The 23,076-nt window shown below is 73.1% G+C and carries 19 protein-coding genes and 1 riboswitch; of the genes, 3 read left to right on the top strand and 16 right to left on the bottom strand.

The features are described from left to right. Positions 1-4 precede the first annotated feature (4 nt). The 6 genes from OHA86_RS31830 to OHA86_RS31805 form a co-directional block, all read right to left on the bottom strand. The gene (locus OHA86_RS31830; RefSeq protein ID WP_329182630.1) at positions 5-1,261 is read right to left on the bottom strand and encodes an SLC13 family permease; all 1,257 of its coding nucleotides are present in this window, start codon (positions 1,259-1,261) and stop codon (positions 5-7) included. Positions 1,262-1,368: 107 nt separating this feature from the next. Beyond that, positions 1,369-3,507, bottom strand: coding sequence for a putative bifunctional diguanylate cyclase/phosphodiesterase (locus tag OHA86_RS31825; protein WP_329182629.1), 2,139 nt, complete (start codon positions 3,505-3,507; stop codon positions 1,369-1,371). Positions 3,508-3,572: 65 nt separating this feature from the next. Then, positions 3,573-4,385 carry an SAM-dependent methyltransferase gene (locus tag OHA86_RS31820; protein ID WP_329180872.1) on the bottom strand — a complete coding sequence of 271 codons (813 nt, stop codon included), beginning with the start codon at positions 4,383-4,385 and terminating at the stop codon, positions 3,573-3,575. Between the two features lie 277 nt (positions 4,386-4,662). Next, the gene (locus OHA86_RS31815) at positions 4,663-5,913 is read right to left on the bottom strand and encodes a carbohydrate-binding protein (RefSeq protein ID WP_329180870.1); all 1,251 of its coding nucleotides are present in this window, start codon (positions 5,911-5,913) and stop codon (positions 4,663-4,665) included. 165 nt (positions 5,914-6,078) lie between these two features. Continuing rightward, positions 6,079-7,485 (bottom strand): peptidase C39 family protein, encoded by a 1,407-nt coding sequence (locus OHA86_RS31810; protein ID WP_329180868.1) that lies wholly within the window; start codon positions 7,483-7,485, stop codon positions 6,079-6,081. A 140-nt stretch (positions 7,486-7,625) separates the two neighbouring features. Next, entirely contained in the window at positions 7,626-8,768 is a 1,143-nt protein-coding gene (locus OHA86_RS31805; RefSeq protein WP_329180866.1) for a M24 family metallopeptidase, read from the bottom strand. A gap of 143 nt (positions 8,769-8,911) precedes the next feature. Between OHA86_RS31805 and OHA86_RS31800 the strand changes: the two genes are divergently transcribed. Together OHA86_RS31800 and OHA86_RS31795 are read left to right on the top strand one after the other, a co-directional pair. Further along, positions 8,912-9,517 carry a uridine kinase family protein gene (locus OHA86_RS31800; protein WP_329180864.1) on the top strand — a complete coding sequence of 202 codons (606 nt, stop codon included), beginning with the start codon at positions 8,912-8,914 and terminating at the stop codon, positions 9,515-9,517. A 468-nt stretch (positions 9,518-9,985) separates the two neighbouring features. Next, a complete protein-coding gene (locus OHA86_RS31795) occupies positions 9,986-11,887 on the top strand; it encodes an AAA family ATPase (RefSeq protein ID WP_329180863.1) in 1,902 nt (633 codons plus the stop codon). Positions 11,888-11,911: 24 nt separating this feature from the next. On the opposite strand, the gene OHA86_RS31790 is transcribed toward OHA86_RS31795, so the two are convergent. From OHA86_RS31790 to OHA86_RS31745, 10 genes are all read right to left on the bottom strand, one after another. Further along, positions 11,912-12,964, bottom strand: coding sequence for a hemolysin family protein (locus OHA86_RS31790; RefSeq protein WP_329180861.1), 1,053 nt, complete (start codon positions 12,962-12,964; stop codon positions 11,912-11,914). Beyond that, positions 12,964-14,292: a hemolysin family protein gene (locus tag OHA86_RS31785; protein WP_329180859.1), complete on the bottom strand. Its 1,329-nt coding sequence runs from the start codon at positions 14,290-14,292 to the stop codon at positions 12,964-12,966. The genes OHA86_RS31790 and OHA86_RS31785 overlap by 1 nt, the downstream gene beginning before the upstream one ends. A gap of 216 nt (positions 14,293-14,508) precedes the next feature. Beyond that, positions 14,509-15,003, bottom strand: coding sequence for a PH domain-containing protein (locus tag OHA86_RS31780; RefSeq protein WP_329180857.1), 495 nt, complete (start codon positions 15,001-15,003; stop codon positions 14,509-14,511). Then, positions 15,000-15,848, bottom strand: coding sequence for an ATP phosphoribosyltransferase (gene hisG / locus OHA86_RS31775; protein WP_329180855.1), 849 nt, complete (start codon positions 15,846-15,848; stop codon positions 15,000-15,002). Before hisG ends, OHA86_RS31780 begins: the two co-directional genes overlap by 4 nt. 108 nt (positions 15,849-15,956) lie before the next feature. Beyond that, on the bottom strand, positions 15,957-16,229 hold the full coding sequence (locus OHA86_RS31770; protein WP_251491067.1) for a phosphoribosyl-ATP diphosphatase: 273 nt from the start codon (positions 16,227-16,229) through the stop codon (positions 15,957-15,959). 33 nt (positions 16,230-16,262) lie between these two features. Then, a complete protein-coding gene (ribH, locus tag OHA86_RS31765; protein WP_329180848.1) occupies positions 16,263-16,748 on the bottom strand; it encodes a 6,7-dimethyl-8-ribityllumazine synthase in 486 nt (161 codons plus the stop codon). Beyond that, positions 16,745-18,079, bottom strand: coding sequence for a bifunctional 3,4-dihydroxy-2-butanone-4-phosphate synthase/GTP cyclohydrolase II (locus tag OHA86_RS31760; RefSeq protein WP_329180846.1), 1,335 nt, complete (start codon positions 18,077-18,079; stop codon positions 16,745-16,747). Before OHA86_RS31760 ends, ribH begins: the two co-directional genes overlap by 4 nt. Continuing rightward, positions 18,076-18,759 (bottom strand): nicotinamide mononucleotide transporter family protein, encoded by a 684-nt coding sequence (locus OHA86_RS31755; protein ID WP_329180844.1) that lies wholly within the window; start codon positions 18,757-18,759, stop codon positions 18,076-18,078. The genes OHA86_RS31760 and OHA86_RS31755 overlap by 4 nt, the downstream gene beginning before the upstream one ends. Next, positions 18,756-19,370, bottom strand: coding sequence for a riboflavin synthase (locus OHA86_RS31750; RefSeq protein ID WP_329180842.1), 615 nt, complete (start codon positions 19,368-19,370; stop codon positions 18,756-18,758). The genes OHA86_RS31755 and OHA86_RS31750 overlap by 4 nt, the downstream gene beginning before the upstream one ends. 413 nt (positions 19,371-19,783) lie before the next feature. Further along, positions 19,784-19,914, bottom strand: a riboswitch (FMN riboswitch). Between the two features lie 583 nt (positions 19,915-20,497). After that, complete coding sequence (locus OHA86_RS31745) at positions 20,498-21,673, bottom strand: ROK family transcriptional regulator (protein WP_329180839.1); 1,176 nt, start codon at positions 21,671-21,673, stop codon at positions 20,498-20,500. A 73-nt stretch (positions 21,674-21,746) separates the two neighbouring features. On the opposite strand from OHA86_RS31745, the gene OHA86_RS31740 reads away from it, so the two are divergent. Next, a complete protein-coding gene (locus OHA86_RS31740) occupies positions 21,747-22,964 on the top strand; it encodes an MFS transporter (RefSeq protein WP_329180837.1) in 1,218 nt (405 codons plus the stop codon). Positions 22,965-23,076 lie beyond the last annotated feature (112 nt).

Genomic DNA, 23,076 nt, shown 5'->3' with positions numbered 1-23,076 from the left:
ACCCCTAGGTGCCGGTGAGCCGCAGCCCCGCCCACAGCGCGACGGTGGAGGCCACCAGCGTCGGCGGCACGGTGAGCAGCCCCAGCCGGGTGAAGGTGCGCAGCGACGCCTCGGTGCCGTGGTCGTGGAGCACGCGCCGCCACAGCAGGGTGGCCAGCGACCCGGCGTAGCTGAGGTTGGGGCCGAGGTTGACGCCGATCAGCACGGCGAGCACCGGTCCCGGTCCCGCGCTCTCGGCCAGCGGGAGCAGCGCGAGGACGGCGGGCAGGTTGTTGATGACGTTGGCCAGGACCGCGGCGAAGGCGGCGGTCCCCAGCAGCGCGAGCAGCCCGCTGCCCGAGGGCAGGATCCGGTCCGCGGCGTCGGACAGCCCGTTGCGTACCACCGCCTCGACGACCACGCCGAGCGCGAGCACGAACAGGCAGAACAGCGGCCCCGCCGCGGCCACCAGCCCGCCCACGGTGGCCCGGCGGCGGCGCAGCGCCCGTCCGCCGAGCACCAGCGCGCCGGCCAGGGCCGCCCACGCGGGATTGAACCCCGCCAGCGAGGTGACCGCGAAGCCGGCGAGCGTCAGGCCGAGCACCACCAGGGTGAAGACCGGTACGGCGGGCGGTTCGCCGCGCTCGGGCGGGTGTTCGGTGACCTTCAGGTCGGCGGCGAAGAAGCGGCGGAAGACCAGGTATTCGATGCCGACGGCCAGCAGCCACGGCACGGCCATCAGCAGCGCGAAACGGGTGAAGGTCACCCCGGCCGCGGTGAAGGCCAGCAGATTGGTCAGGTTGGAGACCGGCAGCAGCAGCGAGGCGGAGTTGGCCAGGTGGGCGCAGGCGTAGACGTGCGGGCGGGCGCGGGCGCCGGCCCGGGCGGCGGTCGCGATGACCACCGGGGTGAGCAGCACCACCGTGGCGTCCAGGCTGAGCACCGCGGTCACCACGGCCGCGACGGCGAAGACCCCGCCGAGCAGCCGCTGCGGTTCGCCCCTGCACGCCTGCGCGATGGCGTCGCCCGCGGCGGTGAACAGCCCGTCCTGCGCGCACAGTTCGGCCAGCACCAGCACGGCGGCCAGGAAGCCGACGACGGGGGCCAGTTCCTTGATCTGGTGCCAGGCGGCGGACGGCGGCACCGCGCCGACCGCGGTGAGCAGCGCCGCGGCCGGCACCGCGGCCACGGCCTCGGGCCAGCCGTGCGGCCGGAGCACCGCGAAGCCCAGGACGACGAGCAGCGCGGCGACGGACAGCGTCTCTGCGGCTGCGGTACTCAGTGCGAACTCCCCGGTCCGAATGCGGTGTACCTGGGGATTTCATCACATCGGCCCGTACCGCCCGCCCACGCGGGCCGGTGCGCGTCGCACGGCGCCGGTGCGGACGGTCAGCGCGCGTCGGCGCGGGCCAGCCGGTGCAGCTGGTCGGCCGGTCCCGCCTTGCCGTAATACCAGCCCTGGGCGGTGTCGCAGCCCAGGGCGCGCAGGTGTTCCGCCTGGATGCGGGTCTCGACGCCCTCGACCGTCACGGTGAGGTTGAGGGTGTGGGCGAGCGAGACGATGCCCTCGACGATCTTCATCTCCACCGGGTCGGCGGGCTGCTGCCGCATGCCGCGGGTGAAGGACCGGTCGAGCTTGAGCACACTGACCGGAAGCCATCGCAGCGACGACAGGTTGGAGTATCCGGTGCCGAAGTCGTCCAGCGCTATCGCGACCCCGAGGTCGGCGATCCGGCGCAGCGGCTTGAGCGCGTCCTCGTCGGCGCCGATCAGCGCGCTCTCGGTGACCTCCAGGCACAGCGCGCTGGGCCGCAGACCGGTCTCGTCGAGCACCGCGGCGACCTCGGCCACCAGGTCGGGGTGGCCCAGCTGCACCGGCGAGAGGTTGACGTTGATCCGGGGCGCGGGGCCCATGCAGTGACGGTCCTGCCAGTCACGGGCCTGCAGCGCCGCCTGCTCCAGCACCCAGCGGCCGAGCGGCACGATCTGCCCGGTGCTCTCGGCGAGCGGGATGAACTGGTCGGGGCCGAGCACCCCGTGCACCGGGTGGCACCAGCGCACCAGGGCCTCGGCGCCGAGCACGGCGCCGTTCTCCAGGCCGATCAGCGGCTGGTACTCCACGAAGAACTCGCCGTGCCGCAGCGCGCTGGGCAGCTGGTTGGTCAGCCCGTGCCGGGTGATGGCGCGGGCGTCGGCGGCGGCGTCGGCGACCTCGTAGCGGTTGCCGCCGCGCTCCTTGGCGCGGTACATCGTGATGTCGGCGCTGCGCAGCACATCGGCGGGGCCGCGCGCGCCGACCGGGCCGTGGACGATGCCGATGCTGCCGTGCACCGGGAGCTGGCGGTCGTCGAGCAGCACGGGGGTGGACAGCGCGTTCAGGATGCGGCCCGCCAGGTCGGTGACGGCGCGCAGGCTCGGCGGGTCGGCGTAGACCGCGACGAATTCGTCGCCGCCGATCCTGGCGACCAGCTGGTCGGGCGAGGTCACGCAGCCGCGCAGCCGGTCGGCGACGGCGACCAGCAGCCGGTCGCCGACGGCGTGGCCGAGGCTGTCGTTGACCGCCTTGAAGCCGTCGAGGTCGAGGTAGCAGACGCCGATCCTGCGGTCGCCCAGGTCGTTGCCGTGGTCGTCGGTGTCGCTGAGCGCGCGGTCCAGGCGTTCGAAGAACAGCGCCCGGTTGGGCAGTCCGGTGAGCGCGTCGTGGGTGGCCTGGTGGCGCAGCCGCTCCAGCAGCCGGCGGCGCTCGGTGATGTCCTCGAGCAGGGCCAGCTGGTACTGCGGCAGGCCGGCCGCGTCGCGCAGCAGCGAGACCTGGACGTTGGCCCACAGCACGGAGCCGTCGGCCTTCGGGTAGGCCTTCTCGATGTGGTAGTGGTCGCGTTCGCCGGAGACCAGTTCGCGGTTGAGGTTCTGCATCTCGGGTGCGTTGTCCGGGTGCACCCACTCGCTGGCCTTGCGGCGCATGATGTGCGCCTCGCTGCCGAACATCCGGGTCAGCGCCTCGTTGATCTCCACGACGGTGCCGTCGAGGTCGGCGATGCCGATGCCGACGGCGGCGCCCTCGAAGACCGCGCGGAAGCGGGCCTCGCTGGCGGCCAGCGCGCTCTCCGCCTCGGACTTGGCGTTCAGCGCGGCCCGGGAGATCGACTCCTGCTCGTGCAGGGTGCGTTCGCGCAGCGCCCGGGAGAAGCCGACGGCGACCGCGTGCTGGAGCCGTGAGCAGCGCACCCGGATCTCGTCGGCGGGCAGGTCGAGGCCGGGGCCGCAGTAGAGCACCAGGTAGGCGTCGATCACGCCGAGGATGCTGGGCAGCGCCTCCGGGTCGGTGCAGTGCGCGGCGACCAGCCCCGCGCCGACCGGGACGGCGTCGCGCGGTTCGAAGCGGTAGGCGTGCAGCGCGTCGCGCAGGACGCCGGCCAGCGGCAGCAGGTGCTGCTCGAACTCGGGCCTGGTCATCGAGGTCGCGGTGACCGGGTAGATGGCCCGGCTCCAGATCGCGGCGAACCGCGCCAGGTTGTCGCCGGCCACCGCCGTACCGCTCGCCGCCGGACTTCCGCTCGCCGCCGTGTACCCGGCGACGGCGGGCCACGCGGTCACGGTTTCAGCCCCACACCGGCGAGCCCGTGCCGCACCGCGGGGTCGTCCTCGTCCGGCGGGGTGTCGGGGCGCCAGCACGGCGGCGGGACGACCCCGGGCTCCAGCAGGTCGAAGCCGTCGAAGAACCGTTCCACCTCGGGCTTGGTACGCATCAGCAGCGGGGTGCTGGTGCGCTGGTAGGCGGCCTGGACGCCGAGCTGGCTGTCCCTGAGCGGGCCGTCCTCCAGGGTGGCGCAGGTGATGAGCATGACGCTGCCGGGGGCGAGCGCGTCGCGCAGGGTGGCGACGACGCCGTAGGGGTCGTCCTGCTCGGGCAGGAAGTGCAGCACGGCCACCAGCAGCAGCCCGACCGGCCGGTCGAGGTCCAGCAGCCGCCGCGTCTCGGGGTGCTCCAGGATCGAGCGCGGGTCGCGCAGGTCGGCGGCGGCGATGGCGGCGTGCTGGTGGCCGTCGAGCACGGCCTTGCTGTGCTCGACCGCGACCGGGTCGTTGTCGACGTAGACCACGTTGGCGTCCGGGTTGAGCGAGTGGGCGACCTCGTGGACGTTGCCGAACGTCGGTATGCCGGAGCCGATGTCGAGGAACTGGTCGATGCCGCGGTCCATGGCGAAGCGCACCGCGCGGCGCATGGCGGCCCGGTTGGCCTGGCCGATCCTGGAAATGCCGGGCATCGCCTGCAGCGCGTGCCGGGCCGCTTCCCTGTCCACCTCGAAGTTGTGCGAACCGCCGAGGAAGTAGTCGTACACCCGCGACACGCTGGGCACGGTGATGTCGATGCCGGGCGGTGCCCAGGAAGGCCGGTCGGTCACGGTGGGAGTCTCCAGATCGTGGTGCCGGGTCAACTCGTCCGGGTCTCCCGGACGGTGGGCCGCTTACTCTGCGAGGCTACTGATCACCTGTACCGAACGAAACACTGAACCGGTGGTGCGACGTCCGTTTTCGGTCAACAACCACCGGCATGTGTAGGTGCGAAAACGCGCCACGGCTATTTTGCGCACGCCAGACCGGGCGGGGGCCGACACAAGGGTGGGTCCGCGGCCTGATCGCCGCGGACCCACCATCAGTTTTCGGCCAACCTATGAGCCGTCAGCAGGTGCCCTCGTCCTGCCACACGCCCCACTCACCCGTGGTTCCGGGCTCCTCGTTGGTGGTCCACCACTTGGCCTTCCACTTGTGGCCGCTGTGGGACACCTCGTTTCCGCCGACATAGACCGCGGACGCGGTCCAGGCCGCGACCGTGCAGCTGCCGCCACCGGGCGGGCTGGTCGGCGGGCTGGTCGGCGGAGTGGTGGGCGGCGGGGTGCTGGGCGGGGTGGCGCCGGCGAACTTCACCGAGTACTTGGCGAAGTCCCAGTTGCCCTGCGCCACGCTGCTGCACGTACCGGACGTGGTGCCGTTGTCCGGCGGGCTGCACTGGCGGTCCCGGTTGAGCGACCAGAAGGTGAAGCGGCCCATCCCGTGGCTGGTCGCGTAGTCCAGCACGGTCTGGAAGTCCGCCTGGTAGAAGTACTCGCCCGAGTCGCTGCGGCCGTTCATGCCGGAGAAGCCCTCGTGGGCGTACGCGGTGGCGGTGTCCCAGCCGAAGGTGGACTTGAGCAGGCCGTTGAAGGCGGTCAGCGCGGCGGTCTGCGAGGCGGCGCCGTTGAAGCCGCCGTCGAAGGGCATGATGGAGAAGTTGTTGGGCGTGAAGCCCTGCGACTTGGCCTCGTTGAGCATCTGCTGGCCGAACCAGCCGGTGCCGGCCGCGGTGCCGGCGGTGGTCACCGACACGAACAGGCCCGGGTTGTTCTGCTGCAGGATCTTGGCCGCGCCGATCTCGTGCGCGACGGCCGCGGTGTTCTCGTACTCCGGCTCCTCCAGGTCGAAGTCGATCGCCTTGAGCTGGTACTTGCTGATCACCTGCTGGTAGGCCGCGGCGGTGGACGCCGCGTCGGAACACGCCTGGCCGAGCTTGGTGCCGCCGTAGCCGCCGATGGAGACCGAGACGTCACCGCCCTTGGCCCTGATCGCCGAGATGACGCCGGCGACCGCGGTGTCGGAGGACACCGCGCTGGTGCCGCCCCAGGTGGGGCTGCAACCGCCGCCGTTGGGCGCCAGGATGAAGGCGAGCTGGAAGGCCTTGAGGCCGGTGGCGTCCATGATCGCGGTCGCGTCCGGCGGGTTGTTGTCGGTCGGCATCAGGTAGGGAGCGGCGGCGTACCACTGGTTGCTCAGGGCGTTCGGCGCCGCCGTGGCGCCGCTGGCCTGTCCCGCGCCGAGCGCGGTGCTGGCGCCGAGCCCGGCGACGGCGAGGGCCGCGGCGGCCACGCCGGAACCCAGTGCATGGAGACGCTTCACGTCTGGACCTCCTGTGGGGGAACGTGCCAGCAGAATGCTGCGCTGACACGAACCCGTCAATGAGTTGGTCCAGACCTTTAGAGGAACCCACACAATTGGTCTCTACCAATTCTGTGGTCCGGCAGGCCGCCGCCGAAGCTCAGGAGTGCCCGGAGCGCCCCCGGTTCACACCACCCCGACCGCCGCGAGCGCCCGCCGCTGGCCCGGGCTGGGCTGGGCCGGGAAGTACAGGTAGCAGACCCCGCCGGTGCCGCCGCTGACCCCGCCGCTGGCGTTGATCCGCTTGGTACGCAGCCAGATCGTCTCGAACTGGGCCCGCTTGTAGACGTTGCGGACCGCGTCGTCGCTGTCGCTGGCCGGGTCGTTGGCGACCACGTCGCCCTCCGCGGTGAAGCCCGCCACGCACATCAGGTGCCCCGAGGTGCCGTAGCCGGCCCCGTCCAGCTCACTGGCCAGGAAGGACTGGGACGTTATCACCGGGATACCGGCCTTGATCAGCTTCTCCACGTCGCTCAGCGAGCGCAGCCGGGTGATGACGCCCTGCAAGTCCTTGTACGTCGCCGCGTAGGCCGCGTTGAACGGCCAGTTGCCGCAGCCCTCGTACTGGTAGTCGTAGGTGTAGCGGGCGCCCTGGTCCACTTGCGGATCGGCGTACGACGGGTCGACCCAGGACAGCTGTTCCATCGTCGGGCCGCGGCCCCAGTACTCGATGACCATCGTGGACGACGTCGGGCTGCACCAGGCCTCGCCGCCGTTGTCGTACTCCGGGTACTGCCCCTTGTGGATGTTCTGCGAATAGCGCGGCACCGGCAGCTCCACGCCCGCGCCCTCGCCGGGCACCGAGGCCGGCACGGTGTAGCGGTCCGGGATGTCGGACGCCATCGCGCCGAGCCGCCACACCGTCGGGGTCAGCCGGCTGCCCGGCTTGCGGAAGAGCGTGAGGCGCAGCCGGTACGAGGCGAGCAGCGGACCGGCCGCCGCGTCGTCGATGGAGAAGGTGTCGGTCCAGATGCTGCTCTTGCCGTCGGTCTGGTCGTCCACCGAGGTGCGCCGGATGTCCTGGTCGCTGTCGCCGGCCGTCCAGCGGCCCATGACGTAGGCCGGGGTGGCGGTGCCGTCGGTGTAGGTGCCGAGCAGTTCCACCTGGATCCAGGTGCCGGCCGGGGTGTGCGCGTTCCAGGACGCGATCAGCTCGCTGGCCGGGTGCGGCACCCGGCGCACCGGGGAGGTCCAGGAGGCCGACTCCCAGGTGGCGGTGGTGCCGGTGTGCGGGTCGGTGTAGGCCAGCGAGCCGGTGGTCCGGCCGATCGTGAGGCCGGGCCGTACGCCGGGCACCGGGACGGTGCCCGAGTGCGCGCCGAACAGCCAGTCGGGGAAGGTCGTCCAGCCGTGGTAGTCGACCGGGGCGCCGTCGGGCTCGCCGTCGCGGCGGTGCGCCGGCGGCGCGGCCTCGGGCGCGGCGGGGCCGGCCGGTGCGGCCGACGCGGTCTGCGCGGTGGCGGTGGTCGCCGCGGCCGCGGCGGCGGCCAGCGCGGCGGCGATGACGGCGCGGCGGGGCGCGTTACTGGTCATGGCTGATCCCCTCGTTTTCCCCGACGGGTACGGGACACCCCGCCCGGCGGCAGGTCGCACCACCATCGCAGCCCCGCGGCCCTTTCCACCAGGTTTTCCGGCCGCGTGGCGCGATCAACATTGGTCTGGTCCTGTGACGCTCAGCCGGGCAGGACCACCAGGTCACGCCCGGTCAGGTTCAGCCGCTCGCCGCCGCCTTCGGTGCACACCGCGATGTCCTCGATGCGCGCGCCGTAGGTGCCGGGCAGATAGATGCCGGGCTCGACCGAGAAGGCCATGCCCGGTGCGAGCGCCCGCCGGCTGCCCGCCACGATGTACGGCTCCTCGTGCGACTCCATGCCGATGCCGTGGCCCGTGCGGTGGATGAAGTGCTCGCCGTAGCCGGCCGCGGTGATGATGTCCCGGCCGACCGCGTCCAGTTGCTCGGCGGTGATGCCGGGGCGCACGGCGTCGGTCTGCGCGGTCTGCGCGCGCAGCAGCACCTCGTACAGCTCGCGGAAGGCCGCGGGCGGCTCGCCGACCGCGTAGGTGCGGGTGGAGTCCGAGCAGTAGCCGTCCGCGGTGGTGCCGCCGATGTCGACCACCACCGGGTCGCCGCGGCGGATCACCCGGTCCGACACCTCGTGGTGCGGGCTCGCGCTGTTCGGCCCGGAGCCGACGATGACGAAGTCCACGGTCTCGTGGCCGGCCTCGATGATGGCGTCCGCGATGTCCTTGGCGACCTCGCGCTCGGTACGCCCGGCCCGCAGCCACTCCCCCATCCGGCGGTGCACCCGGTCGATCGCGCCGCCGGCCCGGCGCAGCGCGGCCACCTCCGCCGGGCTCTTGCGCACCCGCAGCTCCGTCAGCACATCGCCGGCCAGGCACGCCTGCGCGTCGGGCAGCGCGGCCTGGAAGGCGAGCAGCTTCTCGGCCCACATGTGGTTGTCGACCGCGAAACGGCGGGTGCCCACCGGCAGCCGGCGGGCGATCAGCTCGTAGGCGTCGTCGGTCTCGGCGAAACCGGTGATCTCCAGGCCGAGGGCGCCGGCCGGCGAGGCCTCGGCGGCGGCCCGTTCAAGGGCCGGCACCACCAGGAAGGGTTCCGTCTCGGCCGGCACCACCAGGCAGGTCAGCCTTTCCAGCGGCAGCGCCTGATATCCGGTCAGATAGCGCAGGTCGGCGCCGGGTGAGACCAGCAGCGCGTCCACCGCGGCGTCGGCGGTGGCCTTCCTGGCGAGTTCGAGGCGCTCGGCGGGATGGAGCGCGGCGGCGGAGTGCTCGGAGTCGGTCACGGCCACCACGGTAGACGCTTCCCCCCGGCGGACGCCGGACCTCCCGGCACGGCGCTCCTGTCCCGCCGGCCGCGTCTTTCACCGCCCGGCGCGTCCCTTTACGGCCCGGCGCGCACCGGGACGCGGTGCGGGCGGCCCTATGCTCCGGGTTCATGGACGATCACGGCCCGGCCGGGCTGACGCTGCGCGAGCTGGCCGGCACGCTGGACCTGCTGGCGCCGTCCTGCGGCCCGGTACGGCTGGTGGCCGTCGACGGGCACGCGGGCGCGGGCAAGAGCACGCTGGCCACGCGGCTGGCCGCGGAGGCCGGCGGGGCGCCGGTGGTGCACACCGACGATCTGGCCACGCACGAGGAGCCGTTCGGCTGGACCGGCCGGCTCACCGCCGAGCTGCTGGCGCCGTTCCGCGACGGCAGGCCCGCCCGGCACCGGGTCTACGACTGGACCGCCCGCCGCTTCGCCGGTGAGCGCGCCGTCCCGGCGGCGCCGGTGGTGCTGCTCGAAGGGGTCGGCAGCGGGCGGCGCGCGCTGCGCCCGCTGCTGGCGCTGACCCTGTGGCTGGAGGTCGATCCGGCCACCGCCCGGCAGCGCGGGGTGCGCAGGGACGGCCCGGCGCTCGAACACTTCTGGACCGGCTGGTCAGCGGCGGAGGACCGGCACTTCGCGGCGGACCCGACGCGGCCCTTCGCGGACCTGCTGGTGCACCAGACGGAGCAGGGTTACCGTGCGGTTCCCGGCCCGTACCGTCACATGGAGTGACATGACGCGGCGGCCCGCCGTCACGGCTTGACCGCTTGGCACACAGCAATTACGTTTTCAACCAAGCGGCCCCGGAAGGCCGCTTCGTAGCACGGAGCCCCCGGTTGTTCCCCCGTGACCGGGGGCTTCGTCCTGCCCGCCGCCGGCCGGGCAGAGCTGCGGACCCCGCGGTCGCCGCCCGGTGCGGGCATGCCCCGCCGGCCCGCAGCGGGGAGGCGCCCACTACGCGCGGTGACCGTTCGGCTACCACGTCGCCGCGGGCGCGCGCGACCCCCGCCGGACGCCCTCCGGCGCGAAGGTGCGCAGGTCAACGCCCACTACGGAGTTGACCTCTTCGCGGGTACGATGCGGAAAGGGTGTCGGCGGGGGCATGGGGTGCCACCGCCATGTTCAACTCCCGCGCGCCGCCTACCAGTTGGCCGCGCGGGCGGCGGCGAGGGGCGCGGGGGAACGATGGGTGGGGACTAGATGGACTTCGGGACCGACCGCGCGGGCGCCCCGGCCGATCTCGCGTGGCTGCGCGGTATCGACGCGTACACCGTGGGCGCCTACGCGCAGGCCGAGGAGGAGTTCAAAACCGCGGTCCGGCTGGACCCCGGCATGGCCGACGCATGGCTCGGGCTGCACGCGCTGCGGGCCGACACCGCGACCGCGCTGCTCCAGATGTACCGGCACAGGGACCGCTTCGGCGAGCAGCGGGCCGCGCACCGCCGCACCCTGAACTCCTGGTACTGGCTGGGCTGGTGGGTGCAGCCGGTGCTGGAGACCGGCAGGGACCTGCTGCTCGCGCACGCCTCGCACTGGCTGGACGGCCGCCATGTCGCCGAGCTGGACCGGGCGCTGGCCGACTGTCCGCCGGTCGACACCGACCCGCAGGTCCGCTTCCTGCACGCCTGCCGCGCCTACCTGGTCAAGGACTGGGAGCACCTGGTCCGGCACACCGAGCCGCTGCTCGGCGACCCGCTGCTCGGGATCGAGGCGGGCCTGTTCGGCGGCATGGCCCGGGTGCGGCTCGAAATGTGCGGGCAGGCGGAACCGCTGCTGGCCGCCGCCCTGATGCGGTGCCGCAGCGAGCAGCCGCAGCGCAAGGAGCTGCGCTACTGGCTGGCCCGCGCCTACGAGGGCACCGGGCGCACCGCCGCCGCCGTACCGCTCTACCGGGCCGTGCACCGGGTGGACCCGGCGTTCATGGACACCGCCGCCCGGCTGGCCGCCATCCACGAGACCGACGACGGCCTGGACGAGGGCGCGGGCCTGGCCACCGCCGTCTCGCTGGCCGGCGGCGGGCAGGCGGTGCCGGAGGGCGCGGCCGACCTGGAAGGGGCGCTGTACGCGGACACCGGCGACGGCCGGCCGCCGGGCGGCGCCGAGATGGACGAGGCGCTGCTGGCGTCGGCGGGCGCGCTGGACGACGACATACGCTCCCGGGCCGCCGCGCCGCTGGCCGGCACGCTGCCCGCCCAGCTGCCGCTCGGCGGCTCCGATCCGGTGCTGCTCGCCCAGGCCCTCGCGGAACTCGACGGCATGGTCGGCCTGGAACCGGTCAAGCGGCAGGTCAAGGCGCTCTCCGCGCAGCTGCGGATGGCCCGGCTGCGGGCCGGGCAGGGCCTGCCGGTGCAGCCGCCCAAGCGGCACTTCGTCTTCTCCGGCCCCTCGGGCACCGGCAAGACCACGGTGGCCCGAATACTGGGCCGGGTCTTCTACGCCCTCGGCCTGCTCGGCGGCGACCACCTGGTGGAGGCTCAGCGCTCCGACCTGGTCGGCGAATTCCTCGGGCAGACCGCCGTCAAGGCCAATGAGCTGATCGACTCCGCGCTCGGCGGGGTGCTGTTCGTGGACGAGGCCTACGCGCTGTCCAACTCCGGCTACAGCAAGGGCGACGCCTACGGCGACGAGGCCTTGCAGGTGCTGCTCAAGCGCGCCGAGGACAACCGCGACCGGCTGGTCGTCATCCTGGCCGGCTACCCGGAAGGCATGGACCGGCTGCTCGCCGCCAACCCCGGTCTCGGTTCGCGCTTCACCACCCGGGTGGACTTCCCCAGCTACCGCCCGCTGGAACTCACCAGGATCGGCCAGGTGCTGGCCGCGGAGAACGGCGACCAGTGGGACGACGAGGCGCTGGAGGAGCTGCGGGCGATCAGCGGCCATGTCGTGGACCAGGGCTGGATAGACGAGCTGGGCAACGGACGGCTGCTGCGCACCCTGTACGAGAAGAGCTGCGCCTACCGTGATCTGCGGCTGTCGGAGTATCCGGCGACGCCGAGCCGCGAGGAGCTGTCCACACTGCGGCTGCCCGACCTGATGCAGGCCTACGGCGAGGTCCTGTCCGGCCGCGGCCCCGGCGTCCCCCCGCCCGACCCGGCCGAGTAGGCCGGGCGCGGGCGGGGGCCGCCGTCAGCGCACCAGTTCGCCGGGCGCGGACCGGTGCGAGGGGTCCCGCACCTCGCCGACCAGCATTTCGAGTACGTCCTCAAGGGCGACCAGGCCCAGTACGCGCCCGCTCTGGTCGGCGACCGCCGCCAGGTGCGAGGCGGCCCGCCGCATCGAGGTCAGCGCGTCGTCCAGCGGAAGGTCGGCGCGCAGCGTGGTGATCGGGCGCCACAGCCGCTGCGGCACCGGGCGGTCCTGGTCCTCCAGGTCGAGGACGTCCTTGACGTGGAGATAGCCGAGGTAGCCCGCGCCCGGGTCCGCGGCGACCGGGAAGCGGGAGTAGCCGGTGCGCACCGTCAGCTCCTCGACCTCGCGGGCGGTCGCGGTCGGGGCCAGCGTGATCAGCTGGTCCGGGGTCAGCAGCACCTCGGTGACCGGGCGGGTGCCCAGCTCCAGCGCGTCCTCCAGGCGTTCCTGCTCGTCGGAGTCGAGCAGCCCGGCCCGCCTGGCGTCCTCGACCAGGACGGTCAGCTCAGCGCTGGTGAAGACCGCGTCGACCTCGTCCTTGGGCTCGACTCCGCAGGCCCGCAGGATCAGCCGGGCGCTCGCGCCGAGCACCACGATCACCGGCCGGAAGACCCGGGCGAAGCCGACGAGTCCCGGGCTGAGCCACAGCGCGGTCTTCTCCGGGTCGGCCATCGCCAGGTTCTTCGGCACGAGTTCGCCGATGACCAGGTGCAGGAAGACCACCAGGGCCAGCGCCAGCACATAGCCGATCGGGTGCACCAGGTCGTGCGGCACCCGGGCGGCGACGAAGACCGGCTCCAGCAGGTGCGCCACGGTGGGTTCGGCGACCGCGCCGAGGGTCAGCGAGCAGACGGTGACGCCGAACTGCGCGGCGGCCATCATCTGCGGCAGGTGCTCCAGGCCGTACAGGACGGTACGCGCCCTGCGGTGGACGGCGGCCAGCGGTTCGATCTGGCTGCGGCGGACCGAGACCAGGGCGAATTCGGCGCCGACGAAGAATCCGTTGCCGAAGACCAGGAGCAGGGCGAAAAGGAGCTGGAGTGCGCTCATCACCGGCTCTCCTCCCCCGCGACCGGTGCCGTACGCACGATCCTGACCCGTTCGGCCCGGTGGTGGCCGACCTCGGCCACCCGCAGCCGCCACCCGGGCAGGTCCGCGGTGTCGCCGACCTCGGGAATCCGCGCCAGCAGATCGGCGACCAGCCCTGCAACGGTCTCGTACGGGCCTTCCGGCGCGTCCAGGCCGATCCGGGCCAGCGTGTCGATCCGGCAGCCGCCGTCGGCGTCCCAGGCGGGCCTGCCGTTCTCCGGCGGGGCCTGGGCGAGGTCGGGCAGGTCGACGGCGTCGTGCTCGTCGCGGACCTCGCCGACCAGTTCCTCGACGATGTCCTCCAGGGTGACCACCCCCGCGGTGCCGCCGTATTCGTCGACGACGACCGCGATCGGCTGCTGGCTGCGCAGCAGTTCCAGCAGCGGCTGGGCGGCAAGCGTCTCGGGGACCAGCAGCGGGACGACCGCGATCCGGCCGACCGCGGTACGAACGCGCAGGTCGGCGGGGACGGCGAGGGCGTCCTTGAGGTGGACCATGCCGACGATGTCGTCCAGCCGGTCGCGGTAGACCGGGAAGCGGGACAGGCCGGTGGCGCGGGTGAGGTTGAGCACGTCGGCCGCGGTGGCGGTGTCCTCCAGGGCGCTGACCCTGACCCGGGGGGTCATCACGTTCTCCGCGGTGAGGTCGGCGAGCGACAGGGTGCGGACGAAGAGGTCGGCGGTGTCCTGTTCCAGCGTGCCGGCCAGGGCGGAGTGCCGGGCCAGCGAGACCAGCTCGGTGGGGGTGCGTGCGGAGGCCAGTTCGTCGGCGGGCTCCACGCCGAGCATCCGGACCAGGTGGTTGGCGGCGGTGTTGAGCACTTCGATGACCGGCCGGAAGGCGCGGGAGAAGGCCCGCTGCGGTCCGGCGACCATCCTGGCGACGGCCAGCGGCCTGGACACCGCCCAGTTCTTGGGGACCAGCTCGCCGATCACCATCTGGACGGCGGACGCGGCCATCATGCCGACCACGACGGCGACACCGGGGGCCGCGCCATCCGGTATGCCGGTGGCGCCGATCGGGCCGGTCAGCAGGTCGGCGAGCGCGGGTTCGGCGAGCATGCCGACGACCAGCGAGGTGATGGTGATGCCGAGCTGGGTGCCGGACAGCTGGAACGAGAGCTTGCGCAGGGCGGCGACGACTCCGGCCGCCCGGCGGTCGCCCGCCGCGGCGGCGCGTTCCGCTGCCGGGCGTTCCACGGTCACCAGGCCGAATTCGGCGGCGACGAAGAATCCGTTGGCGAGGATCAGGACAAGGGCCGCCGCGAGCAGCAGCAGGGACGTACTCATGAGGCCGCCGCTCCATGGGACGGGGCGGGAGGGGCGGCGCAGGTATTACCGGACGGTTCGTCCATCGGGGTGTGAGTGTCACTCCTCGGTCGGTCGGGCGGTTCGGCGGGCGGCGCCGTGTCGGCACCGCCCGGATCCAGAGTAATCATTGCGGTGGCGGCCGCGAAGGACGGCGGGCGCCCCCTTCACCGGGAAACGTTCCCCCCGCCCCGTCCGTCACACCGGTCGGCCGCCGCGGGCCTCGCCGAGCGCTTCGACCAGGGCACGCAGCCGCCGGGCGTCGTCGATGGCCTGCCGCCTGGCGATACCGGGCTGGATGCCCATCGCGGCCAGCGTGGTGCCGTCGGCGAGGTCCAGATGGACCCACGCGTCGCCGGGGCGCAGCCGGACGGCCAGCACCTCGGCCCAGGCCAGCCGCCTCTTGACGGTCAGGTTGACCACGGTCAGGCCGCCCGAGTCGGCGACGACCTTGGGCCGGCTGAGCAGGGTCAGCAGCGCCAGCGCCAGCAGCCCGACGGCCACCACGGTGAGCCGGTCGCCGGTGGTCCACGGGGACGCGCCGTCGTGCGGCATCAGGACGGCCAGCGCGCTGAGCACGGCGAGCAGCAGCGTCCCCATCGTGAGCAGCACCACACGGGTGACCAGCGGCCGGAAGGTGACCGGCAGCTCCGCGACGGCGGCCAGCGCGCGGTCGTCGTCGGTGCCGGTCACAGCCGTGCGGCGTGGATGCCGGTGGTGAGGATGGCCCGCGCGCCCAGGTCGTACAGCTCGTCCATGATGCGCTGGGCGTCGTTGGTGGGGACCATGGCGCGGACCGCGACCCAGCCCTCGTGGTGCAGCGGGGAGACGGTCGGCGACTCGAGTCCCGGGGTGAGGGCGACGGCCTTGTCGACGTGCTCGGCGCGGATGTCGTAGTCCATCATCACGTAGCGCCTGGCGACCAGGACGCCCTGGAGGCGGCGCAGGAACTTCTGCACCTTCAGCTCGTCCGCGGGCGCGCGGGTCGGCCGGACGACGACGGCCTCGGAGGCCATGATCGGCTCGCCGAAGGTCTCCAGGCCGGCGTTGCGCAGCGAGGTGCCGGTCTCCACCACGTCGGCGATGACCTGGGCGACGCCGAGCTGGATGGCGGTCTCGACGGCGCCGTCGAGGTGGACCACGGTCGCGTCCACGCCGTTGTCGGCGAGGTGCTTCTCGACGACGCCCTCGTACGAGGTCGCCACCGTCATACCGCCGAGGTCGGCCACGCTGTCCGCGGTGCCGGGCCTGGCGGCGTAGCGGAAGGTCGAGCGGGCGAAGCCGAGCTGGAGGATCTCCTCGGCGCTGGCCCCGGAGTCCAGCAGCAGGTCGCGCCCGGTGATGCCGATGTCGAGCCGGCCCGAGCTGACGTAGATGGCGATGTCGCGCGGGCGCAGGTAGAAGAATTCCACGTCGTTGGCGCTGTCGAACAGCACCAGCTCCTTGGACTCCTTGCGCTGGCGGTACCCGGCCTCATGGAGCATGGCCGCCGCGGGTCCGGACAGTGAGCCCTTGTTCGGGACGGCGATGCGCAGCATGGGGGCGGGTTCCTTCACTGTCGGTGCGGTGGGGCGGTGCGGGTCGTGCGGGAGGGTTGTGCGGACGTGCGCGTACGGCCCGTGCGTGCGGTGCGCGGGCCGTACGGCTCACAGATGGGCGTAGACGTCGGCCAGGGAGATGCCCCGGGCGACCATCATCACCTGAACGTGGTACAGCAGTTGGGAGATCTCCTCGGCGGTGGCGTCGGCGCCCTCGTACTCGGCTGCCATCCACACCTCGGCGGCCTCCTCGACCACCTTCTTGCCGATCGCGTGCACGCCCTTGCCGACCAGTTCCGCGGTGCGTGACGTGCTGGGGTCGCCGGTGGCGGCCTTGTGCTGCAACTCGGTGAAGAGCTGCTCGAATGTCTTGTTGGCCATGGTGGTCCTAGCCTACGGGGAAGTGCCCGCAGCTCAGCGCCACGGTTCGGATAGTGAGCGGATGACGGCCGCGGTCGCCACCGCGGCGGTGACCGCTTCGTGCCCCTTGTCCTCGTTCGACCCGGGAAGTCCCGCCCGGTCGAGCGCCTGCTCCTCGGTGTCGCAGGTGAGCACCCCGAAGCCGACCGGGACACCGCTGTCCACGCTGACCTGCGTCAGGCCCGCGGTGACACCGTGCGAGACGTACTCGAAGTGCGGGGTGCCGCCGCGGATGATCACCCCGAGCGCGACGACCGCGTCATAGCCGCGGCCGGCCACCGCCCGGGCGACGACCGGCAGTTCGAAGCTGCCCGGCACCCGCAGCACGGTCGGCTCCTCGATGCCGAGGTCGTGCAGGGCGCGCATCGCGCCGTCGACAAGGCCGTCCATCACCTGCGTGTGCCACTGGGCCGCGATCACCGCGACCCGCAGGTCGCCGCAGTTCTTGACGGTCAGCTCGGGGGCGCCCTTACCGCTCACTTCTCTCCTCGGTGCTCAGTGCTTTCGATGCCGTCGACGGCGGCGCCGGTGACGGGGGTACGGTCCGCGGTCTCCAGCCAGGGCAGGTCGTGGCCCATCCGGTCCCGCTTGGTCCGCAGATACCGCAGATTGTGCTCGCCCGCGCCGACCGGCATCGGCTCCCGGCCCAGCACGTCCAGGCCGTGTCCGACCAGCGCGCCGGTTTTCGCCGGGTTGTTGGTGATCAGCCGCAGCGAGCGCACCCCGAGGTCGGCGAGGATCTGCGCGGCGGCGCCGTAGTCGCGGGCGTCGGCGGGCAGGCCGAGTTCGAGATTGGCGTCCAGGGTGTCCCGGCCGCGCTCCTGGAGTTCGTACGCCCGCAGCTTGGACAGCAGGCCGATGCCGCGGCCCTCGTGGCCGCGCAGGTAGAGCACCACCCCGCGGCCCTCTTCGGCGACCCGGCGCAGCGCGCCCTGCAACTGCGGGCCGCAGTCGCAGCGCTGCGAGCCGAACACATCGCCGGTCAGGCACTCGGAGTGCACCCGCACCAGCACATCGGTGCCGTCGCCGAGGTCGCCGGCCACCAGCGCGATGTGCTCGACGCCGTCGGCGGTGCTGCGGTAGCCGTAGGCCTGGAAGTCGCCGAAGGCGGTGGGCAGCGTGGTCGCCGCCTCCCGGCGGACGGTGGGCTCGGACGAGCGGCGGTAGGCGATCAGGTCCTCGATGGAGATGATGACCAGGCCGTGCTTGCGGGCGAAGGGCACCAGTTCGGGCAGCCGGGCCATGGTGCCGTCCTCACGGGCGATCTCCACGATGGCCGCGGCAGGGCGCAGCCCCGCGAGCCTGGCCAGGTCCACGCCCGCCTCGGTGTGGCCCGGGCGCGCCAGCACCCCGCCGCTCCTGGCCCGCAGCGGGAAGACGTGCCCGGGGCGTACGAAGTCGGCCGCCACCGCCGACGGCTCGGCCAGCAGCCGGATGGTGGCCGCGCGGTCGGCGGCCGAGATCCCGGTGGTCACCCCGTACGCGCCGCTGGCGTCCACCGACACGGTGAAGGCGGTGCGCATCGACTCGGTGTTGGTCTCCACCATCTGCGGCAGGTCCAGCCGGTCGAGGTCGGGCACCTCCATCGGTACGCAGATCAGCCCGCGGCACTCGGTCATCATGAACGCCACGATCTCCGGGGTGATCTTCTCCGCGGCGACGATCAGGTCGCCCTCGTTCTCCCGGTTCTCGTCGTCCACGACCACGATCGGGCGCCCCGCGGCGATCTCGGCGATGGCCCGCTCCACCGGGTCGAGCCCGAGGTCCGCCTCGTCGTACCAGTCGTCCTGCAGTGCGGTCACGGCGCTCATGCCGTCACTCCTTCCACGCCGGTGGTGCTCGGCTGGGCCTGCTGCCGCGGAGCCGGAGCCGGTGCGGCCCTGCGGGTCTGCTGCCACCAGGCGTACATCCCGGCGATCACCAGGACGAAGTAGATGATGTAGACCAGGCCGGAGAAGGGCAGGCCGCTGTGGAAATTCAGCGGCACCCCGACCAGGTCCACGGCGAGCCAGGCGAACCAGAACTCGACCCAGCCGCGGGCCTGCGCGTACATCGCGGCCAGCGTGCCGACGAAGATGTACGCGTCCGGCCACGGGTTCCAGGACAGCTTCGGGTACGCCAGGAAGAGCGAGGCGACCGCGACCGTGCCCAGCGCGGTGGCCGCCACCAGCACCGCCCGCTCGCGCCAGGTGGCGAACCTGACGGCCAGCTGCCCGCTGTCCGCCCGGCCGCGCCGCCACTGGTACCAGCCCCACACGGCGACGGTGATCACCACGAACTGCTTGCCGACCCCGCCGCCCAGCCGGGCCGACCAGAACGCCGCCACCAGCACCGCGCCGGACAGCAGCTGGACCGGCCAGGTCAGCATCGCCCGCCGCCAGCCGAGCGCGAGCGCGCCCAGGCCCAGCAGGTTGCCGATCATGTCGGACCACATCACATGCTGGTCGAACGCGGTGAAGGCCTCGCTGTTCAGCCAGTGCAGGGCGCTCACCGGGTGTCCCCGGGGCCGGGCGCCGACGCGTCGAGCATGCGCTCGACGTATTTGGCGATGACGTCCACTTCGAGGTTCACCGGGTCGCCGGGCTGCTTGAGGCCGAGCGTGGTCAGCTCCAGCGTGGTCGGGATCAGGCTGACGGTGAAGTAGTCGGTGGCCGCCTCCACGACGGTCAGGCTGATGCCGTCGACGGTGATCGAGCCCTTCTCCACCACGTAGCGGGTGATCTCGGCGGGCAGCGCGATCTTCACGATCTCCCAGTGCTCGGCCGGCGTACGCTCCAGGACCGTGCCGGTGCCGTCCACATGACCCTGCACCAGGTGCCCGCCGAGCCGGCCGCCGAGCGCCATCGGGCGCTCCAGGTTGACCCGCGAGCCGGGGCGCAGCGCGCCGAGGCTGGAGCGCTTGAGCGTCTCGGCCATGACGTCGGCGGTGAAGGCGCCGTCGCCGAACTCGACCACGGTCAGGCACACCCCGTTGACCGCGATCGAGTCGCCGTGCTTGGCGCCCTCGGTCACGATCGGGCCGCGTACGGTGAAGCGCGAGGCGTCGGACTGCTCCTCGACCGCGGTGATCTCACCCAGTTCTTCGACGATTCCGGTGAACACGTCACTTCTCCTGTGCGGCAGTGGGGACGGCGGTGGGACGCGGGGCGATGCGGCGCTCCTGCCGGGCGGCTCCGGCCGCTCGGCTTCCGCGGCGAGCGAATTCGGTCACGGTGAGCCGCAACGCGTGCGTGGGGGTGGGCATTCCTGCGGCTCGCCGCGGGGGGCGCGTCTGTCGCGCCGGGCGCTCCTGCGGGGGGACCACGGCGGTGGCGGCGCCGGAGGGCGCCGGACATGCCGGGACGCCCGCGCGCGGCGCGTGCGGTTGTGCTTCCGCTCTCGTGGTGGTGGCCACCGGGTCCTCCTGCCGCATCGGGCACGGACTCCGGGGCGAGCGGACGTGGCACGTCCGGAACACCGCGGTTTCGCGGGCCTCAGCGGCCCGCCGAACGGCGGCGTACCGTCGTGAACGCCCGCCGCGCACTGCCTCCCATCCGGACTTTCACCGTCGGTCCAGGAATTTCACCTGGTCAACCGGCCGCTGGCTGCGGACGGGTCGCGGACTGTAACCGCCGGTTCGGAATTACACCGACCCCGGAGTGCGCAAACGTCACTGGTACGGGGTCCAGTCTGCCATGGGTTCCGTGCTGGGCTCCAGGGGTTTCTTTTCCCGCCCGCCCACCCGTGGGGGTACCCCCATGCGAAGCTCCGGGGGAGGGTGGTTGGTCGGGTGCGGGTGCCGGTGGTGGGTGGGGTCGGTGCCGCTCCGGGGGTATCTCCTCGGACTGCGCACCTCGGCTCTGTGCGAACGTTCCTGCGGGAGTCGTGCGCAGTCCTGCGGGGACACCCCCGGATCGTCCCCTCCGCCGCCATCGGCGTCCGCAGACCCGTGGGCGGTCGAGGTGGGGAGTCGGGCCGGGGAGCCGCCCGCCGCACCTTCCCCCGAGGGCGCCTGATCGACCTGCCCGGGCACGCCGTCACCCGCGGGCGCGCTGTCGCCGACGCTGCAGCATCCCCACTGGGAGAACGTTCCATGCCCGCACGGGCGAGCGAAGGTGCCTCCAGGCGAAGCCCAGGGGGAGGGTGGGAAACACCCCGCGCCGCCAGGCGCGGGAAACCACGCACCGGCGTGCAGACGCCGACGGCGCAGCACCCCGCAGGGGGTCGCGCGGGCGGGCAGGTCGGAGGGGTTATCCCGCGGGGGTGAAGAGGGCGTTCTGGGCGGAGTCGAGGGCCGTCATCACGGCACCGCGGAGGATCGGGCCGCCGGACACGGCGGTGGGGCGGACCTCGGTCCGCAGCGGGGAGAGCCGCGCCAGCCTCGCGGCGACGCGGTCCGCGAGGTCGGGACCGCCGGCGGCGCCGACCTCGCCGGCCAGGACAACGCGCCCGGGGTCGAGCACCGCGCAGACGGAGGCCGCCCCGACGGCGATCCGCGCCGCGAGCTCATCGAGGAAGCCGGGCCCCCCGGCCCGTACGGCTGCGGCGGCAGCAGCCGCGTCGGAGCCCTGGACGGACAGACCGTGCGCGCGGGCCAGCGCGCAGACCGCCCGGCTGCCGGCCAGCCCGTGGAAGCCGTCGTCGCAGTTCGTGGACGTCGGAAGCCTGCCGGAGTCGGAGATCGGCAGGAAGCCGACCTCGCCGGCGCCGCCGGAATTGCCGCGCCGCAGGCGCCCGTCGAGGACGAGCGCGGCGCCGACGCCGCCGCCGATCCAGAGCAGCACGAAGGTGTCGTCCGCGGCGACGCCGCCCGAGCGCTGCTCGGCGATCGCGGCGAGGTTGACCTCGTTCTCCAGCAGGACGGGCACGCCGAGCCGGGTGCGTACCTCGTCCACGAGGTCGCCGTGCCAGGTCGGCAGCTCACCGGTGGTGCTGAGCCGCCCGGTGACCGGGTTGATCAGGCCGGGCGCGCCGAAGGCGACGGTGTGCAGGGGCACTGTGCCGGCCGCGCCGAGGAGCAGGTCGATGCCGTTCTCGATGGTGCGGGCCGGGTCGGCGTCGGCGGGGACGGCCAGGTCGGCCCTGGCGAGGGTGCGGCCGAGGAGGTCGGCGATCTCGACGCCGATGCTGTCGATGCGCACGTCGAGCCCGGCGACGTGCGCCCGGTCGGCGACGATGCCGTAGACCCGGGCGTTGGGGCCGCGCCTGGCGGCGCCGGACTCGCCGACGACCTCGATCAGGCCGGAGTCCTGGAGGCGTTCGACGAGGTCGGCGACGCTCGGCCGGGACATGCCGGTGAGTTCCTTCAACTGCGCGGCGGTGAGCGGCCCTTCCTCCTGGAGCAGGCGCAGGGCCAGCCGGTCGTTGATGGCCCTGGCCGTACGCGGTGACGCGTTCCTGCCGGGCTGCGCGCGGGTGACGGTCATGCGGGCGATCCTTCCAGACCGGTGGCCGTAAGTGCCTTAACTTTCAGGCAGGCTTCCTGATAGTTTACGCGGCATGACGACGAGTGCTCCTGACACCCGGTGGTCGCCCGCCAAGGTACGCCGGGCCCATATGGCCATCGCCACCGCCTTTGCCGTGCATGGCGCGGTGCAGGGTACGTTCGCCACCCGGATTCCCTGGATCAAGGACCATCTCGGGCTCAGCGCGGGCGCGTTGGGCCTGGCGCTGGTGTGTCCCGCGGTGGGCTCGATGCTGACGATGCCGCTGGCCGGCCGGCTGATGCACCGGCTCGGGTCGCGGACCGCGCTGCGGCTGCTGCTCGGGATGTGGTGCGTGGCGCTCTCGCTGCCCGCGCTGTCGCCCGGACTTCCGTGGCTGTGCGTGTCGCTGCTGATCTTCGGCGGCAGCGCCGGCATGGCGGACGTGGTGATGAACGCCCTCGGGGTGGCCGTCGAGGAGCACAAGGGCAAGTCGATCATGTCGGGACTGCACGGGATGTGGAGCGTGGGCACCCTGGCGGGCGCCGCGATCGGCGTACCGGCCGCGCACGCCGGGCTCGACGGCCGGATCCACCTGGGCGCGGTCTCCGCCGCGCTGGTGGTGACCGGCTTCCTGGTGTGCGCCCGGGTGCCCGATCTGCACCCGGCGGCCGACGAGGCCGCGCCGCCGAGGTTCGCGCTGCCGCCGCGTGCGGCGCTGGTGATCGGGGCGATCGGCTTTTGCGGGGTCTTCGCCGAGGGCGGCAGCGCCGACTGGTGCGCGGTCTACCTGCGGGACATCGCCAACGCCTCGCCCGCGGTGGCGGCACTGGCGTACACCGCGTTCTCCTGCACGATGGCGACAGCCCGGCTGCTGGGCGACTTCGCCGTGCGCAAGCTGGGTCCGGTGACCGCGATCAGGGCCGGCGGGGTGGTCGCCACCGCCGGCGGGCTGCTGGTGGTGCTCTCGCACGCGCCGGCCCCGGCCATCGCCGGCTTCGGCCTGATCGGTGTGGGCATCTCGGTCGTGGTGCCGCTGTGCTTCGCCGCGGCCGGGCGCAGCGGGCCGAACCCGAGCCAGGCCATAGCCGGTGTCGCGACCGTCACGTACACCTCGGGGCTCGTCGCGCCCGCGGCGATCGGCGGTATCGCCGGCGCCAGCTCGCTGACGGTGTCCTTCACCCTGGTCACGGTGCTGACGCTGGGCCTGGTGGTGGGGGCCGGTGTCGTCCGGCCGAGCGCCGCCAAGCAGGTGGCGGGCGCGCCCGCGCCGGCCGGCGTCGCCGCCGACTGAGCCCGCCGGGCGGGGCGGCCCCGACCGGAGTGGGAGCCGGCCCGGTGCCACCCGCCGCCCGGCGTTCCGGATCCGTCCAGGTGGGCCGGGGTCGTGACGAGGTCGGCGGTGC

Origin of the sequence: Streptomyces sp. NBC_01477 (genome assembly GCF_036227245.1) — a bacterium.
Taxonomy (GTDB): Bacteria; Actinomycetota; Actinomycetes; order Streptomycetales; family Streptomycetaceae; genus Actinacidiphila.
The sequence above is the reverse complement of the archived record's forward strand: the minus strand, read 5'-3'. Positions and strand labels throughout refer to the sequence as shown.